At 68.8% G+C, this 15,557-nt stretch carries 12 protein-coding genes and 2 tRNA genes; 3 read left to right on the top strand and 11 right to left on the bottom strand.

Annotation, left to right across the window (positions count from 1 at the left end):
• Positions 1-26: 26 nt before the first annotated feature.
• Together OG520_RS27110 and OG520_RS27105 are read right to left on the bottom strand one after the other, a co-directional pair.
• Positions 27-551, bottom strand: coding sequence for an AAA family ATPase (locus OG520_RS27110; protein ID WP_406014944.1), 525 nt, complete (start codon positions 549-551; stop codon positions 27-29).
• Between the two features lie 252 nt (positions 552-803).
• Positions 804-3,452, bottom strand: coding sequence for a valine--tRNA ligase (locus tag OG520_RS27105; protein WP_406014943.1), 2,649 nt, complete (start codon positions 3,450-3,452; stop codon positions 804-806).
• A gap of 140 nt (positions 3,453-3,592) precedes the next feature.
• Between OG520_RS27105 and OG520_RS27100 the strand changes: the two genes are divergently transcribed.
• Complete coding sequence (locus tag OG520_RS27100; protein ID WP_406014942.1) at positions 3,593-4,600, top strand: hypothetical protein; 1,008 nt, start codon at positions 3,593-3,595, stop codon at positions 4,598-4,600.
• 72 nt (positions 4,601-4,672) lie between these two features.
• Here OG520_RS27100 and clpX read toward each other — a convergent pair whose 3' ends face one another.
• The 5 genes from clpX to OG520_RS27075 all read right to left on the bottom strand — a co-directional run bounded on the left by clpX (position 4,673) and on the right by OG520_RS27075 (position 9,454).
• Positions 4,673-5,971 (bottom strand): ATP-dependent Clp protease ATP-binding subunit ClpX, encoded by a 1,299-nt coding sequence (clpX, locus tag OG520_RS27095; protein WP_072483632.1) that lies wholly within the window; start codon positions 5,969-5,971, stop codon positions 4,673-4,675.
• Between the two features lie 157 nt (positions 5,972-6,128).
• A complete protein-coding gene (locus OG520_RS27090; protein WP_323180181.1) occupies positions 6,129-6,809 on the bottom strand; it encodes an ATP-dependent Clp protease proteolytic subunit in 681 nt (226 codons plus the stop codon).
• An 80-nt stretch (positions 6,810-6,889) separates the two neighbouring features.
• A complete protein-coding gene (locus OG520_RS27085) occupies positions 6,890-7,495 on the bottom strand; it encodes an ATP-dependent Clp protease proteolytic subunit (protein WP_177328013.1) in 606 nt (201 codons plus the stop codon).
• A 265-nt stretch (positions 7,496-7,760) separates the two neighbouring features.
• Complete coding sequence (tig, locus tag OG520_RS27080; protein ID WP_406014941.1) at positions 7,761-9,167, bottom strand: trigger factor; 1,407 nt, start codon at positions 9,165-9,167, stop codon at positions 7,761-7,763.
• Positions 9,168-9,377: 210 nt separating this feature from the next.
• Positions 9,378-9,454, bottom strand: a tRNA-Pro gene (locus OG520_RS27075).
• Positions 9,455-9,620: 166 nt separating this feature from the next.
• Here OG520_RS27075 and OG520_RS27070 point away from each other — a divergent pair.
• Positions 9,621-9,694, top strand: a tRNA-Gly gene (locus OG520_RS27070).
• 125 nt (positions 9,695-9,819) lie between these two features.
• Here the strand turns inward: OG520_RS27070 and OG520_RS27065 are convergent.
• Entirely contained in the window at positions 9,820-10,014 is a 195-nt protein-coding gene (locus OG520_RS27065; RefSeq protein WP_266419258.1) for a hypothetical protein, read from the bottom strand.
• Between the two features lie 478 nt (positions 10,015-10,492).
• Here OG520_RS27065 and OG520_RS27060 point away from each other — a divergent pair, with 478 nt between their 5' ends.
• Complete coding sequence (locus tag OG520_RS27060; protein ID WP_406014940.1) at positions 10,493-11,644, top strand: acyltransferase family protein; 1,152 nt, start codon at positions 10,493-10,495, stop codon at positions 11,642-11,644.
• An 18-nt stretch (positions 11,645-11,662) separates the two neighbouring features.
• Here OG520_RS27060 and OG520_RS27055 read toward each other — a convergent pair whose 3' ends face one another.
• From OG520_RS27055 to OG520_RS27045, 3 genes are read right to left on the bottom strand one after another with little or no spacing between them, the layout of a single operon-like run.
• Positions 11,663-12,169 (bottom strand): HD domain-containing protein, encoded by a 507-nt coding sequence (locus OG520_RS27055; RefSeq protein WP_406014939.1) that lies wholly within the window; start codon positions 12,167-12,169, stop codon positions 11,663-11,665.
• 9 nt (positions 12,170-12,178) lie between these two features.
• A complete protein-coding gene (locus OG520_RS27050) occupies positions 12,179-14,653 on the bottom strand; it encodes an FtsX-like permease family protein (protein ID WP_406014938.1) in 2,475 nt (824 codons plus the stop codon).
• A complete protein-coding gene (locus tag OG520_RS27045) occupies positions 14,653-15,498 on the bottom strand; it encodes an ABC transporter ATP-binding protein (RefSeq protein ID WP_406016574.1) in 846 nt (281 codons plus the stop codon). The genes OG520_RS27050 and OG520_RS27045 overlap by 1 nt, the downstream gene beginning before the upstream one ends.
• Positions 15,499-15,557 lie beyond the last annotated feature (59 nt).

Raw genomic sequence — 15,557 nt, 5'->3', positions numbered from 1 at the left:
CGCCGGCGCATCGATGGGCTGGACAGTCACACGAGCGACGGCCACCGATCGGCGGCCCACTCCAGCCAATCCGACCACCCGTGAGGCGGTCCGCCAACCTCATGCCTGTCGAGTTCCGCGGCGTCGGGCTCCTCGAACAGCGTCCTCCAGTGCAGGAGGTCCGCCTCGCTCATCGGAAAGGTCTGATCCGGGGTGGCCGACTGGCGACGAGCGATCCGAGCACGTTGGGTTTCGTGGTCAACTGGCATGTACACAAGGCGGCAGGACGCGCCCACCAACTCCGCCAACCAGCGGATCGCGGACCTCTCGTCACGAGACCAGCATCCGAAATCCAGGACCACGTCGGATCCCAGCTTCAGGGCCTCCAGCGCAAGCCAGAGCAGCCGTCCTTCCAGCACATCGCGCTTCCCGTCCGCCTCCGGCTCTCCGAACAGTGGAATCATCCATTCATCCGGGGTCAGCCGCAGCGCGCTGTGCTCCGTGGCCAGCTGCCGAGCTCTTGTGGTCTTCCCGGCCCCTGGCAGGCCGACTGTCAGGAACAACGTCGTCACACCCAGATCGTTCAGGGAAATCGGGAAGGGAACAACTGCTTTCTCTGCCGAGCCCGGACCACCTGTTCGTCGTCTCGGCGCGGGCCTTCGTGCGCATGCTGCGCGGCCGCAACGGCTGGGCGAAGACGCGGCGCAACGCGGAGCCGGTGACCGCGGGCCCGGTGGCGCTGGAGTCCTGAACCGTACGCGGAAAAGGGCGAAGCCCCCGTCCCCCTGGTCGGTCAGGGGAACGGGGGCTCCGTGCTCAGGTCATCAGCTCTTCGGCAGGTTCGCCAGCTGACCGGAGATCCGCTCGATGTCGGCCTCGGCCTTGGCGAGCCGGCCGCGGATCTTGTCGACCACGTTGTCCGGGGCCTTGCCGAGGAACGCCTCGTTGGAGAGCTTGCCGACCGCCTGGGCCTTCTCCTTCTCGGCGGCGCCCAGGTCCTTCGTCAGGCGCTTGCGCTCGGCCTCGACGTCGATGGTGCCGGAGAGGTCGAGGGCGACCGTGGCGCCCGCGACGGGCAGCGACGCGGTGGCGTGGAAGCCCTCCTCGGCGGGCTGGAGCCGCAGCAGCTGGCGGATGGCCGCCTCGTGCGGGGCGAGCGGCGTGCCGGTCAGGGTGAGCTCGGCGGGAACCTTCTGGCCGGGCTGCAGGCCCTGGTCGGAGCGGAACCGGCGGACCTCGGTGACGACCTGCTGGACGAGCTCGATCTCCTGCTCGGCCGCGTCGTCGCGGAATCCGCCCGGGGCGTCAGCCCCAGGAACGGACGCAGCCTTCGGCCAGTCGGCGATGACGACGGACTCCCGGCCGGTGAGGGCCGTCCAGAGCGTCTCCGTGACGAACGGGACGACCGGGTGCAGCAGTCGCAGCATCACGTCGAGGACCTCGCCGAGGACCCGGCCCGAGACCTCGGCCGGTCGGCCGCCCGCGAAGAACGTGGTCTTGGACAGCTCGACGTACCAGTCGAAGACCTCGTCCCAGGCGAAGTGCCGGAGCGCCTCGCTGAGCTTGGAGAACTGGAAGTCGTCGTAGTACGCGTCGACTTCGGCGACGGTCTTGTTGAGGCGGGACAGGATCCAGCGGTCGGTCACCGACATCTCGTCGGCGGACGGCAGTTCGCCCTCGATCGTGGCGCCGTTCATCAGGGCGAAGCGGGTGGCGTTCCAGATCTTGTTGGCGAACTTGGCGGAACCCTGGACCCACTCCTCGCCGATCGGGACATCGGTGCCCGGGTTGGCACCGCGCGCCAAGGTGAAGCGCAGCGCGTCGGACCCGTACTTGTCCATCCAGTCCAGCGGGTTGACGACATTGCCGAACGACTTCGACATCTTCTTGCCGAACTCGTCGCGGACCATGCCGTGCAGGACGATGGTCCTGAAGGGCGGGACGCCGTCGTTGACGTACAGGCCGAACATCATCATCCGGGCGACCCAGAAGAAGAGGATGTCGTAGCCGGTGACCAGGACGGAGTTCGGATAGAACTTCGCGAGGCTGTCGGTCCGCTCCGGCCAGCCGAGCGTGGAGAACGGCCACAGACCGGAGGAGAACCAGGTGTCCAGGACATCGCTGTCCTGCGTCCAGCCCTCGCCCGTGGGGACCTCGTCGTCCGGTCCGACGCAGGCGACCTCGCCGTTCGGGCCGTACCAGACGGGGATGCGGTGGCCCCACCAGAGCTGGCGCGAGATCGTCCAGTCGTGGAGGTTGTCGACCCAGTCGAAGTACCGCTTCTCCATCTCCTGCGGGTGGATCTTGACGCTGCCGTCGCGGACGGCGTCACCGGCCGCCTTGGCGAGCGGGGCGACCTTGACCCACCACTGGAGGGACAGGCGCGGCTCGATGGTGGTCTTGCAGCGCGAGCAGTGGCCGACGGAGTGGAGGTACGGACGCTTCTCGGCGACGATCCGGCCCTCGGCGCGCAGCGCGCCGACGATGGCGGACCGGGCCTCCAGGCGGTCGAGTCCCTCGAACGGGCCGGGGACGGTGATGACCGCGCGCTCGTCCATGACCGTGAGGAACGGCAGGTCGTGGCGCTTGCCGATCTCGAAGTCGTTCGGGTCGTGGGCGGGCGTGACCTTCACGGCGCCGGTGCCGAACTCCGGGTCGACGTGGTGGTCGGCGACGACGGGGATCGTGCGGTCGGTCAGCGGCAGCTTGATCTGCCTGCCGATCAGGTGCTTGTAGCGCTCGTCGTCGGGGTGGACGGCGACCGCGGTGTCACCGAGCATCGTCTCGGCGCGGGTCGTGGCGACGACGATGGTGTCGTCGCCCTCCCCGTACGTCATGGAGACGAGCTCGCCGTCGTCGTCCTGGTACTCGACCTCGATGTCCGAGATCGCGGTCAGACAGCGCGGGCACCAGTTGATGATGCGCTCGGCGCGGTAGATCAGCCCGTCGTCGTACATCTTCTTGAAGACGGTCTGGACGGCGGTGGACAGGCCCTCGTCCATGGTGAAGCGCTCACGGGACCAGGCGACGCCCTCGCCGAGCCGGCGCATCTGACCGGAGATCTGGCCGCCGGACTCGTTCTTCCACTTCCAGACACGCTCGACGAAGGCCTCGCGGCCCAGGTCGTGGCGGGACTTGCCCTCCTTGCCGAGCTCGCGCTCGACGACGTTCTGGGTGGCGATGCCGGCGTGGTCCATGCCGGGCTGGTAGAGCGCCTCGAAGCCCTGCATGCGCTTGCGGCGGACCAGGGCGTCGATCAGCGTGTGCTCGAAGGCATGCCCGAGGTGCAGGCTGCCCGTGACGTTCGGCGGCGGGATGACGATGGAGTACGGCGGCTTCTCGCTGTGCTCGTCGGCTTCGAAGTAACCCCGCTCTACCCAGCGCTCATACAGCTTCCCCTCTACCTCGGCCGGTGCGTACTGGGTCGGCAGTTCGGGGTTGCTGGCTGGCGTCTGCTGAGTCTTCTCGGTCACGGGGGACAGTTTAGGGCTGTCACAGTCATGCGTTGAAACCGGTTTGTTGAGTAACGGAGTGACGCCCGGTGCTCCATACGGGCGACCCTTCCGCCAGGATGTTCGGAACGCATAAGCATGACGAACAGGGGACACCGCAAATGAGCTACAACCAGCCGGGCCCGTACGGCGGCCAGCCGCCCCAGGGCCAGCCGGGTCCGTACGGCGGCCAGCCGCCGCAGGGTCAGCCCGGCCCGTACGGACAGCAGCCGGGTCCGTACGGCCAGCAGCCCCCGCAGGGCCAGCCCGGTTACGGCTACCCCCAGCAGGCTCCCCAGGGTGTCCCGCAGCAGCAGCCCCAGCCGGGCTACGGCTACCCGCAGGCCCAGCAGCCCGGCCCGTACGGCCAGCAGCCCCCGACTCCCCCGTACGGCGGTCCGCAGCAGCCCTACGGCATGCCTCCCGAGGCCCCGAAGAAGAAGACCGGCCTGATCATCGGCGGAGTCGTCGTGGCGCTGGCGGTCATCGCGGGCGGCGTGTACTTCCTGACGTCGGGCGGGGGCAGCGGCTCCGTCGCGGACTCCACCAAGGGGTACAAGCTGACGCCGGCTGCGGCTGTGGACGACTACAAGAAAGACACCAGCGGTTCGGCCGCCGAACCGTCGGGTCCTGTGACAGGCGAGAAGAAGGCCAAGGCCGAGGCCATGGGAATCAAGAACCCCCATGAGACCGGCGCCCAGTACCTCAGCGGGAGCGAGGACAACCCGCTGACCGCAAAGTTCCTCTACCTCACTGGTACATGGGGCGAAGTCAGCGACCCGGCCAAGGTCATCGACGGCTCCTTCGCGAGCGCCGAGCTGGAGATGAAGAAGAGCGAGAACTCCAATGTCTCGCTGATCGGCAGCGCCGAACAGGTCACTCCCCCCGGCTTCAAGGGCGCGTTGATGAAGTGCCAGAACCTCAAGGGCATCAACGAGAAGGGCGACGGCACGGCGGCGAAGGGCCCCAAGGAGTTCGTCATGCCCGTCTGTGTGTGGGCCGACTACAGCACGGTCGGTGTCGTCGTGGGCATGGACGTCGGCGGCGCTCTGACCAACAAGGCGATGCCCCAGGACGAACTGGCCGCCCTGACCGCCAAGCTCTACAACACCTCCCGCACCAAGATCTGACCCACGCAACGCGAAGGGGCGCCCGGCCGATTGAACCGGCGGGCGCCCCTTCGCGTACGTACGGAACCGCGGCTACGCGGACTTCTCGTGCCGCCCGCCGTCACCCTTGCCGATCGTCCGCGGCTCGCGCGGGACCAGCGTCGGGTTCACGTTGTTGCGGACGACGTCCGCCGTGATGACGACGCGGGCGACGTCCTTGCGGGACGGCACCTCGTACATCACGGACTGGAGGACCTCCTCCATGATGGCCCGCAGGCCACGCGCGCCGGTGCCGCGCAGGATCGCCTGGTCGGCGATGGCCTCCAGGGCCGGGCGGTCGAAGTCCAGCTCGACGCCGTCGAGTTCGAACAGCCGCTGGTACTGCTTCACCAGCGCGTTGCGCGGCTCGACGAGGATCTGCAGCAGCGCCTCACGGTCCAGGTTGTGGACCGAGGTGAGGACGGGCAGCCGGCCGATGAACTCCGGGATCATCCCGAACTTCACCAGGTCCTCCGGCATGACCTCCTGGAACTGGTCGCTCGCCTCGATCTCCCGCTTGGAACGGATCGTGGCGCCGAAGCCGATGCCCTTGGCACCCGCCCGGGACTCGATGATCCGCTCCAGACCGGAGAAGGCGCCGCCCACGATGAACAGCACGTTCGTCGTGTCGATCTGGATGAACTCCTGGTGCGGGTGCTTCCGGCCGCCCTGCGGCGGTACGGAGGCGGTGGTGCCCTCCAGGATCTTCAACAGGGCCTGCTGCACGCCCTCGCCGGAGACATCGCGGGTGATCGACGGGTTCTCGCTCTTGCGGGCGACCTTGTCGATCTCGTCGATGTAGATGATCCCGGTCTCGGCCTTCTTGACGTCGTAGTCCGCGGCCTGGATCAGCTTCAGCAGGATGTTCTCGACGTCCTCGCCGACATAGCCGGCCTCCGTCAGCGCCGTCGCGTCGGCGATGGCGAACGGGACGTTGAGCATACGGGCCAGCGTCTGCGCGAGCAGCGTCTTACCCGAGCCCGTGGGCCCGAGCAGCAGGATGTTGGACTTGGCCAGCTCGATGGCGTCGTCCCGGCCCTGGGCGCCGCCGTTCTCACCCGCCTGGACCCGCTTGTAGTGGTTGTACACAGCGACCGAGAGGGCCTTCTTCGCGGGCTCCTGCCCGACGACGTACCCCTCGAGGAACTCGTAGATCTCGCGCGGCTTGGGGAGTTCCTCCCACCGCACCTCGGAGGTCTCGGCGAGCTCCTCCTCGATGATCTCGTTGCAGAGATCGATGCACTCGTCGCAGATGTACACACCGGGTCCCGCGATGAGCTTCTTCACCTGCTTCTGGCTCTTTCCGCAGAACGAGCACTTGAGCAGGTCGCCGCCATCACCGATGCGTGCCACGAGGTGCTTCCCCTTCGCCTGGGAGCAGCTTGGTTCAGCGGCTCCTGGTGCCTCTATCCGACGGTACCTTGCCTTGGCCCCCGTTCGGGCCCCCCTTGGCACGGTTCACACGGTCAAGACCGGGCGAACGTGGCGTGCCAAGGGGTGAAGGCCGACGTCAGACGGCCGTGGCCGCCTGCTTGCGGGTCGACACGATCTGGTCGACGAGACCGTAGGCGAGGGCGTCCTCGGCGGTCAGGATCTTGTCACGCTCGATGTCGTCGCGGATCTTGTCGATCGGCGTGGTGGAGTGCTTGGCCAGCATCTCCTCCAGCTGGGTGCGCATCCGCAGGATCTCGTTGGCCGCGATCTCCAGGTCGGAGAGCTGCTCACGGCCGGTCTGCGAGGACGGCTGGTGGATCAGCACACGGGCGTTGGGCAGCGCCATCCGCTTGCCGGGCGTACCCGCGGCGAGCAGCACGGCCGCGGCGGAGGCCGCCTGGCCCATGCAGACCGTGGAGATGTCCGGCTTCACGAACTGCATCGTGTCGTAGATCGCGGTGAGCGCGGTGAACGAGCCGCCGGGGCTGTTGATGTAGATCGAGATGTCCCGGTCCGGGTCCATCGACTCCAGGCACAGCAGCTGCGCCATGACGTCGTTGGCGGAGGCGTCGTCGATCTGCACGCCGAGGAAGATCACGCGCTCCTCGAAGAGCTTCGCGTACGGGTCGTACTCACGCACGCCCTGCGAGGTGCGCTCCACGAAGCGCGGCACGATGTAGCGGTTGTCCACCTGCGGGCCGGTGTAGAGGCCGCTCGCGGAGGCGCCGGGGAAGTTGTTCATGTGGGTGTTCACCATCCTGGTGGCGTTCTGTGGCTGGGTGTCTCGGCGTACGAGAGGTGCGCGGGGCGGTGGAGCCGGATCCGGTGGGTACCGGATCAGGCGCCGGTGCCGCCGCCGCCCGGAACGCCCGATGCGATCGTGATGATCTCGTCGATGAGGCCGTACTCCTTGGCCTCCTCCGCGGTGTACCAGCGGTCGCGGTCGCCGTCGCGGATGATCGTCTCGACGGTCTGGCCGGAGTGACGGGCGGTGATCTCCGCCATCCGCTGCTTGGTGCGCAGCAGGTACTGGGCCTGGATCTTGATGTCCGAGGCCGTACCGCCGATGCCGGCCGAACCCTGGTGCATGAGGATGTCGGTGTTCGGGAGCGCGAAGCGCTTGCCGGCGGTGCCGCCGGTGAGCAGGAACTGGCCCATCGAGGCCGCCATGCCCATACCGATGGTGACCACGTCGTTCGGGATGTACTGCATGGTGTCGTAGACCGCCATGCCGGCCGTCACCGAACCGCCGGGGCTGTTGATGTAGAGGTAGATGTCCTTCTCGGGCTCCGCGGCGAGAAGAAGAAGCTGCGCGGTGATCTTGTTGGCGATCTCGTCGTCGACCTGCTGGCCGAGGAAGATGATGCGCTCGCCGAGCAGCCGGCTGTAGACCTGGTCACCGAGGCCTCCACCGAGGGACGGCTCTCCGGCGGCGTAGGGCATCAGATTCGTCACGTATCCACCTGCTCGTCTCTGACGGCTCCGGCCGTCTCAGCGTCTTCGTACCGGGTGGGCGGGGACTCCCCTGCCCTTCCTATTCATGGACCCTAACGCGCAGGTAGGACAACGCCATCCCGCTTCCGCAACTGTTCGCTGGGAGCGCAAGCTCCGCAGTCCGCACAAGGGTTGCGGGGCACCGTACGCCATACGACGACGGGCTCCGGACGCACAAGCGTCCGGAGCCCGTCGTTCGGGTTCAGCGCGAGGCTCAGGCCTCGTTCTTCTCCTCGGCGGCCTCGGCGGCGTCGGTGGCGGCCTCGGTGGTGCCCTCGGCGGCCTCGACGGCCTCGATGGCCTCCTCCTCGTCGTCCTCCAGCTCGACGAGCTCACCGTTGGTGTCGACGACCTTGGCGGCCTCGACGACCACGGCCAGCGCCTTGCCGCGGGCGACCTCGCCGACGAGCATCGGCACCTGGCCGCCCTCGACGACGGCCTGGGCGAACTGGTCGGGGCTCATGCCGGAGGAAGCAGCGCGCCGCATGAGGTGCTCGGTGAGCTCCTCCTGGTTGACGTTCAGCTTCTCCTTGTTGACGATCTCGTCCAGGATGAACTGGGTCTTGATGCCCTTGATCGCCTGCTCGGACGTCTCGGCGTCGAACTCCTCGGCCGTCTTGCCCTGGATCTCCAGGTACTTGTCGAGGGTCAGACCCATCTGACCGAGCTGGTGGTGCTCCAGGTTGTGCTTGCGGGTCTGGACCTCGTCCGCGAGCAGCTTCTCCGGGATCGGGACCTCGGCGAGCTTCAGCAGCTCGTCCAGGACGCGCTCCTGGGCCTGGGTGGCCTGGTCGTACTGCTTGGTGTTCTCGAGGCGCTTGCGGCTGTCCGCCTTGAGCTCGTCGAGGGTGTCGAACTCGCTCGCCATCTGGGCGAACTCGTCGTCCAGCTCGGGGAGCTCACGGGCGGCGACGGTGGCGACCTTGACGGTGACCTCCGCCTCCTTGCCCTCGGCGGAGCCGCCCTTCAGCTCGGAGGTGAAGGTGGCCTCGCCACCCGCCTCCAGGCCGGTGACGGCGGCGTCGATGCCGTCGAGAAGCTCTCCGGAACCGATGGTGTACGAGACACCCTCGGCCACACCGTCCTCCAGGACCTCGCCGTCGACCTTGGCCTGCAGGTCGATCGTCACGACGTCGCCCTCGGCGGCGGCGCGCTCGACCGGGTTGGTGGAGGCGAAGCGCTCGCGGAGCTGCTCCACGGCCTTCTCGACGTCCTCGTCGCTGACCTCGAGGGCGTCGACGGTGACCTCGATGCCGGAGTAGTCCGGAATCTCGATCTCGGGGCGTACGTCAACCTCGGCGGTGAAGGCCAGCAGCTCGCCGTCCTTCAGCTCGGTGATGTCGACCTCCGGCTGACCGAGGACATTGAGCTCACCCTCGTTGACGGCCTCGGTGTAGAACTTCGGGAGGGCGTCGTTGACGGCCTCCTCCAGCACCGCACCGCGGCCGAAGCGCTGGTCGATGACCCGGGCAGGGATCTTGCCCTTGCGGAAGCCCTTCACCGTGACCTGCTGGTTGATCTTCTTGTACGCCGCGTCGAGGCTGTCCTTGAGCTCCTCGAAGGGCACCTCGACAGTGAGCCGAACCCGGGTCGGGTTCAGGGTCTCCACGGCGCTCTTCACGGTTCGGTCTCCTTGTGGCTGACTTCTTGGGGTTCTGCTCCGCCGCACGGGAGGCGGCTTCGCGGACCGAGCCCGGTACATCAGACACACGGGCACGCATTTTGCATAGTAACGGCAAGGAGTCGGACTCCCACAATGCGATCTTGCCCGTGGTCTGCGATCTTGCGGGTGGTCCCTGGTCCTGCTTGCGATGGTCCCTGATCTTGCCGGTGGTCGGGGTGGCCGGATTCGAACCGACGACCTTCCGCTCCCAAAGCGGACGCGCTACCAAGCTGCGCCACACCCCGTCGGTGCGACACGTAGGGTACATGCAGTCAGGCAGTGCATCGGCCGCTTTGCGCGGGCGGCACCCAACGCGACACCGGGTGGCCGCAATCGGGTGTGCGGGCAGCGCCCGTGACCCGCTACGATGCTTCACGTGCCGCCGGCCCTCCGGACCTGTGGTGCGGCTTTGCGGGCGTAGCTCAATGGTAGAGCCCTAGTCTTCCAAACTAGCTACGCGGGTTCGATTCCCGTCGCCCGCTCCATGCTTGGGCCCGGTCCGGCGAATTCCTCGCCGGACCGGGCCTTTTGCGTTCTGTCCGCGTGGTGCCGGGTCGCCCGCGCCGGAGCACAGGCGACCGATTCGACCGGTTCGGCCCGATCTGCCGGATCAGAAGGAGATCTGGTTGATGGTCTCCGCTATCGAGTTCATGAATCTGTTGATCGACGGCGCCATGCCGGTCGATGCCAGGAAGAAGCCGAAGAGCACCGCGACGATCGCCGGCCCGGCTTTGATGGAGCCGCCCCGGATCAGGACCACCAGGATGATCGCCAACATCAGCACCACAGACAGTGAAATGGCCACGACTGATCACACCCTTGGTCGGTCCGCCTTGCCGGCCCGGAGGGGTGCATCCGAGCACTCCTCCGTCACGTCCATCGTGCCACCAACTCCCCTGTGGTCGCTGCCAGGTGACGGATCGAACTGACGGGATCGCGCCATCCTTGCGCCCCGCGCGCGCCTGGGGCGCACGCCCGCACGAGGGGTCGCACGGGGCCCTGCCGATGCCCCGCACACCTGTGAGCGAACTGTGAATCCATCAATCGCAATGACGTGCGAATGTGACGGTTTCCATATCCACACACTTCATTCACATGCAATTCCAAGGTTCAAGTGCGATGAAATTCACGCCCCTCAACAGCCTCCCGATATGCACCATTTAAGGTGGATGAATCGGCGCATATCGGGCGGTTGCCGGTGGTTTCACTTTCGATTGGTCGGGAACACGCGATATCCCTGAGCGGTTTTACGAATTCCAATCGAGGCGTCTAAGGTGCATGAGATGTTCCACGCTCCGAACGTATTTCAGAGGGCCCCGCTCCCATCGGCGACCCGGGAGTCGGAGCCCAGACCCCGAGGGACGACCGCCACCGCGGCACCCCTCGCACCGGTGGCGAACAAGCCTCCGGCGACCGCACCGGCGAAGAGGCGTGACGCCTACTTCGACAACGTCAAATATCTGGCCATCGTGCTCGTCGCGGTGGCGCACTCGTGGGAACCGGTGATGGACGGCAGCCGGACCGCCCGTGCGCTGTACATGGTGGCGTACACCTTTCACATGCCGGCGTTCATCATCGTCTCCGGCTACTTCTCCCGCTCGTTCGACATGTCCGCCGCCAAGGTGAAGCGCCTGGTCACCGGCGTCGCCGTGCCCTATGTGGTGTTCGAGACGGCGTATTCGCTGTTCAAGCGGTACGCGGACGACCAGGCCGATCTGTCGATCACCCTGCTCGACCCCTGGTACCTCACCTGGTTCCTGATCGCGCTGTTCATCTGGCGGATCACCACGCCGCTGTGGCAGGCGCTGCGCCATCCGCTGCCGGTCGCGCTCGCCATCGCCGTACTCGCCTCCTTCTCCCCGGCGATCGGCGACGATCTCGATCTCCAGCGTGTTCTGCAGTTCCTGCCGTTCTTCGTGCTGGGGCTCCGGCTGCGGCCCGAGCACTTCCAGCTGGTGCGCCGGCGCGAGGTGCGGATGCTCGCGCTCCCGCTGTTCGCCGGGGCCCTGGTGTTCGCGTACTGGGCGGCGCCACGGATGCAGTTGGGCTGGTTCTACCGCAGCAACAGCGCGCAGGAGATGGGCGCCCCGTGGTGGTCCGGTGCCGTGATGACGCTGGCGATGTTCGGCTGCGCGCTGCTGCTCACCATCGGGTTCCTGTCCTGGGTGCCGCGCCGCCACATGTGGTTCACGGTGCTCGGCTCCGGGACGATCTGCGGCTATCTGCTGCACGGCTTCCTGATCAAGGGAGCCGGATACGCCGGGGTGTTCGACATCTACGACTGGCTCTCGGCGCCCGTCGGCCTGGTCCTCGTCTCCCTGGTCGCGGCCGTTGCCGTGACGCTGATGTGCACGCCGCCGGTGCGGCGGGTGCTGCGCCCGGTGACCGAGCCCGATATGGACTGGGCGTTCCGGCGGGACTCGGCCAGGCTCTGAGCCGAGCCGCCGAGTGGATCAGTCCTTCGCCGTGTTGGCTTGAACCGATTGCTCGGCGGGCGATTCGCCCGGGGTGAGACCCAGCAACCCCCGTACCAGCGCATACTTCTCGGTCAGCCGGGTACGGGTCGCCGGTTCCAGCACGGCGAGGCGGGCCGGGTCCGCGTTGTGTGCCAGGTCGGACTCCTTGATCAGCAGCGCGCCCGGGGTGTCCAGGATGCGCCGGGTGTACGAACGGAGGTCCTCGCCGTCACGTTTGGTGACGGCGAGGACCATGTCCTTCACCTGCTGCGGCAGCGCGGCGTCGGCCAGCCACCGCGTCGACAGTGCGTCGTCCTCGACCGCGTCGTGCAGCCAGGCCGCGGCGATCTGTTCGTCGCTGCCGCCCCTGATCCGTACCCCCTCGGCGACGGCGGCGAGGTGTTCGGTGTACGGGCGTCCCGCCTTGTCCCGCTGCCGGGCGTGGGCCTCACGGGCGATCGCTTCTACTTCGGCCAGGGTCAGGTGTGCGTGTGGCGCGGTCATGGCCCGACTCTACGGACGGGCGGCCGTTCCGCGCAGGGCCGCTCGGGCCGGGACCACCATGGCGAGGAGGCCGAGGCCGACGGTCGCGGCGACGAAGCTCCCGTACAGGACCGGCGGGATGTACGGCGACTCGCCCGTCAGGCCCTTCATCATCGGGAAGAGCGTGGCCATCGCGATGCCGGTGCCGAGCGCGACGCCGGCCACCGTGACCAGCAGCGCCTCCCAGCGGATCATGCCCATGACCTGTCTGCGGGTGGAGCCGACCAGGCGCAGCATGGTCAGTTCGCGGCGGCGGTCGAGGACGGTCATCACCAGGGTGTTGATGGCGGCGACCGCGGCGAATCCGCCGAGTACCGCGGCCATGACGGTGTTGGCCCAGGCGTTGAGCTCGCGGTCCTTGTCCTGTGCCGCGGCGTAGCCGGAGGAGTCGGTGACGGTACCGAGCGCGGTGAGCTTCTGAGCGGCGGCGGGGGTGGCCCGTACCAGGATGTCGGTGGCGTACGGCGAGGTCATATGGGTCTTCAGGTCGGCTGCGGGGAACGTGACGAGGCTGGTGCCGAGGCCGCGTCCGTAGACCGCGACGACCTTCGGGTTCGCCTTGGTGCCGTCCGGCAGCCGCAGGGCGAGCCGGTCGCCCGTGCGCACGTCCGCCGTGTCGGCGAGCGTGGTGTCCACGGCGACGGTTCCGGGCCGCAGGCCGGTGAGGGAGCCGGTCCTGACGTCGAGGTCCTGGACCCTGGCGAGCTCCTTGCCGGAGCCGATGACGCCCTGCGCGGAGGCGCTCTGCAGTGCCAGGCCTTCGCCGGCCGGCACCAGGACGGAGCCGCGGAGCAGTCCGACCGCGGTGGAGACACCGGGGGTGGCGGCGGCCCGTCCGGTCGCGTCGGAGCCGAGTCCCGCCGGGGCGGAGACGATGTGGTCGGCGGTGATCGCGTCGCGCTGCTGGTGTGCGGTCACCCGCTCCTGGCTGGTCTGCATGAAGACGAGCGTCGACGAGAAGGCCATGGCGAGCACGATCGGGGTGATCGCGGAGGCCAGCCGGCGGGAGTTGGTGCGGGAGTTGGCGGCGGCCAGCGAGCCCGACGCGCCGGCGGCGCGCAGCGGGAAGCCGATGACGGCGGCGCAGATCCGGGCGATCACCGGGCCGAGCAGCCCGACCGCGACCATGAAGAGCATGACGACGCCCAGGGCCGCGTTGGCCGAATCGCCGCCGGAGGTGGAGGCCGCGACTCCGGCGAGGACCACGCCGCCGACGAAGGCGGCGATGCCGAGCGGGGTGCGGATCACGCCGAACGGGGCGCGCTCCACGGCCGTCTGGGCCAGGGCGAGTCCCGGCTTCAGCTTGGCGGGGCGCCGCGCGGCGAGGTAGCCGGCGCCCAGCGCGGTGAGCATGGTGGTGGCCGCCGCGATGGCCAGTGGCAGCCAGGAGATGTGCAGGGCGACGCTGTCGAGGACCGCTCCCCGGTCCTGGAGCTGTCCGAACCACCACGTGGCCAGGGCGGTTCCGGGCAGGCAGCCGAGCGCTCCGGCGAGCGGGGCGACGAGCAGGGACTCGGTGGCGATGGTGCGGCGCAGCTGGCGCGGGGTGGCCCCGATGGCGCGCAGCAGGGCGAACTCGCGGCTGCGCTGGCCCACGGAGAGGGCGACCGTGCCGGCGGCGGTGAAGACGGCGACCATGGTGGCGACGCCGCCGAAGGAGAGGCCGAGCCCGAGAAGGATGTCCTTGGTGCTCGCGAGGGCCGGGGTCTCGACGGCGCCCCGGTCGTCACCGGTGTGGACCTCGGCGGTGGCGGTGTGGCCGACGGCCTTGCGGACCTGGTCGGCGAGCGTGTCGGTGGCGGTGCCCCGGTCGGCGAGCACGGCGATGGCGTCGACCCGGCCGGGGTGGCCGGAGAGCTGTACGGCCTGCCGGTCGGCGAACCAGACGGTGGCGTCGGCGGCGGTGGTGCCCGACACCCGGAACTCCCTTACGCCCGCGGGCGTGTCGAGGGCGACGGTGTCGCCGACCCGGCTCTTGGTGCCGGCCGGGACGACGACCTCGCCGGCCCCGGGCGCGTCGCCGGTGACCAGCCGCGTGCCGGTGAGGGCGGTGGAGCCCCAGCCGTGCGCGGTGAGGGGGGTGCCGTCCTGTCGTACCGCGTAGCCGACGTCCCCGATCGCGGTGGCCGCGCCGGAGGCCGAGGCGGCCTTCGCCACCAGGGATTCGGGCAGCCGCGCGGTGTCCGGGATCAGTACGTCGGTCTCCTCCGTGCTGTCGCCGCTGCCGGACTTCAGATGGATCTTCTGGTCGGCGGCGACCACCACGGAGGCCTTCGCGTAGCGGTCCGCGGGTACGGAGGCGCGCAGGCCGGACTCCGTCAGGATGCCGCAGGCGGAGACGACGGCCGCGGCCAGCAGGAGCGCGACGAAGGTCCCGATGAACGACGAGGGTTTGAAGCGGACGGCCGCGCGGGCGAGGCCGTTCGGGGCGTGCGGGATGGACATCAGGCTGCTGCTCCTGCGTGGGCGTGGGCGGTGCGCACGGTCAGCGCGGTCATCCGGGCGGCGATCTGTGCGGCGCCGGCGCGCGGCAGGCTGTCCGCGATGGCGCCGTCGGCGAGGAAGAGCACCTGGTCGGCGTAGGCGGCGGCGGCCGGGTCGTGGGTGACCATGACGACGGTGGCGCCGAGGTTGTCCACCGCGTTGCGGAGCAAAGCGAGGATCTCGGCGGCGGTGGTGGTGTCGAGGGCGCCGGTCGGCTCGTCGGCGAAGATCACATCGGGCCGGGTGACCAGGGCGCGGGCGACGGCGACGCGCTGCTGCTGGCCGCCGGAGAGCTGGCCGGGGCGGCGGTCGCCCTTGTCGCCGAGGCCGACCCGGGTGAGCATCTCGGTGGCTTCGCGGCGGCTGCGGGCGGAGCCGGTGCGCTGTCCGGCCAGGCGCATGGGCAGGACGACGTTCTGCTCGACCGTCAGGGACGGCAGCAGGTTGAAGGCCTGGAAGACGAAGCCGAGGCGGGTGCGGCGCAGTTCGGTGAGCCGGTTCTCGCTCATGCCGGTGATCTCGGTGCCGCCGAGGCGTACGGAGCCCTCGGTGGGGCGGTCGAGTCCGGCCGCGCACTGGAGGAAGGTCGACTTCCCGGAGCCGGACGGTCCCATGACGGCGGTGAAGCTGGAGCGCGGGAGGGCGAGGTCGATGCCCCGCAGCGCGTGGACGGCGGAGCCGCCCCGGCCGTACTGCCTGCGGACGCCGCGCAGTTCGACGGCGAGGTCCGAGGGCCCGGACCCCTGGTGGATGTCCGTCGAGTACTGCCTGTCCTGCGTGCGCTGCCTGGTGCGTCGCAGCCCCATGATGTCCGCCTTCCGTCGCTCATCGGCCGCTTCTTCGACCACGACTCGAACCTACGGAT

It is taken from the genome of Streptomyces sp. NBC_00984, assembly GCF_045162475.1.
In the GTDB taxonomy this organism is placed as follows: domain Bacteria; phylum Actinomycetota; class Actinomycetes; order Streptomycetales; family Streptomycetaceae; genus Streptomyces.
This window is presented reverse-complemented; position numbering and strand designations above follow the sequence as displayed.

Coding starts and splice junctions, on each gene's coding strand:
- OG520_RS27090 (WP_323180181.1), bottom strand. CDS start 6,809: ATGGTGAACACCCACATGAACAACTTCCCCGGCGCCTCCGCGAGCGGC.
- OG520_RS27060 (WP_406014940.1), top strand. CDS start 10,493: ATGTTCCACGCTCCGAACGTATTTCAGAGGGCCCCGCTCCCATCGGCG.
- OG520_RS27045 (WP_406016574.1), bottom strand. CDS start 15,498: ATGGGGCTGCGACGCACCAGGCAGCGCACGCAGGACAGGCAGTACTCG.
- OG520_RS27055 (WP_406014939.1), bottom strand. CDS start 12,169: ATGACCGCGCCACACGCACACCTGACCCTGGCCGAAGTAGAAGCGATC.
- OG520_RS27085 (WP_177328013.1), bottom strand. CDS start 7,495: ATGCCCTACGCCGCCGGAGAGCCGTCCCTCGGTGGAGGCCTCGGTGAC.
- OG520_RS27100 (WP_406014942.1), top strand. CDS start 3,593: ATGAGCTACAACCAGCCGGGCCCGTACGGCGGCCAGCCGCCCCAGGGC.
- OG520_RS27050 (WP_406014938.1), bottom strand. CDS start 14,653: ATGTCCATCCCGCACGCCCCGAACGGCCTCGCCCGCGCGGCCGTCCGC.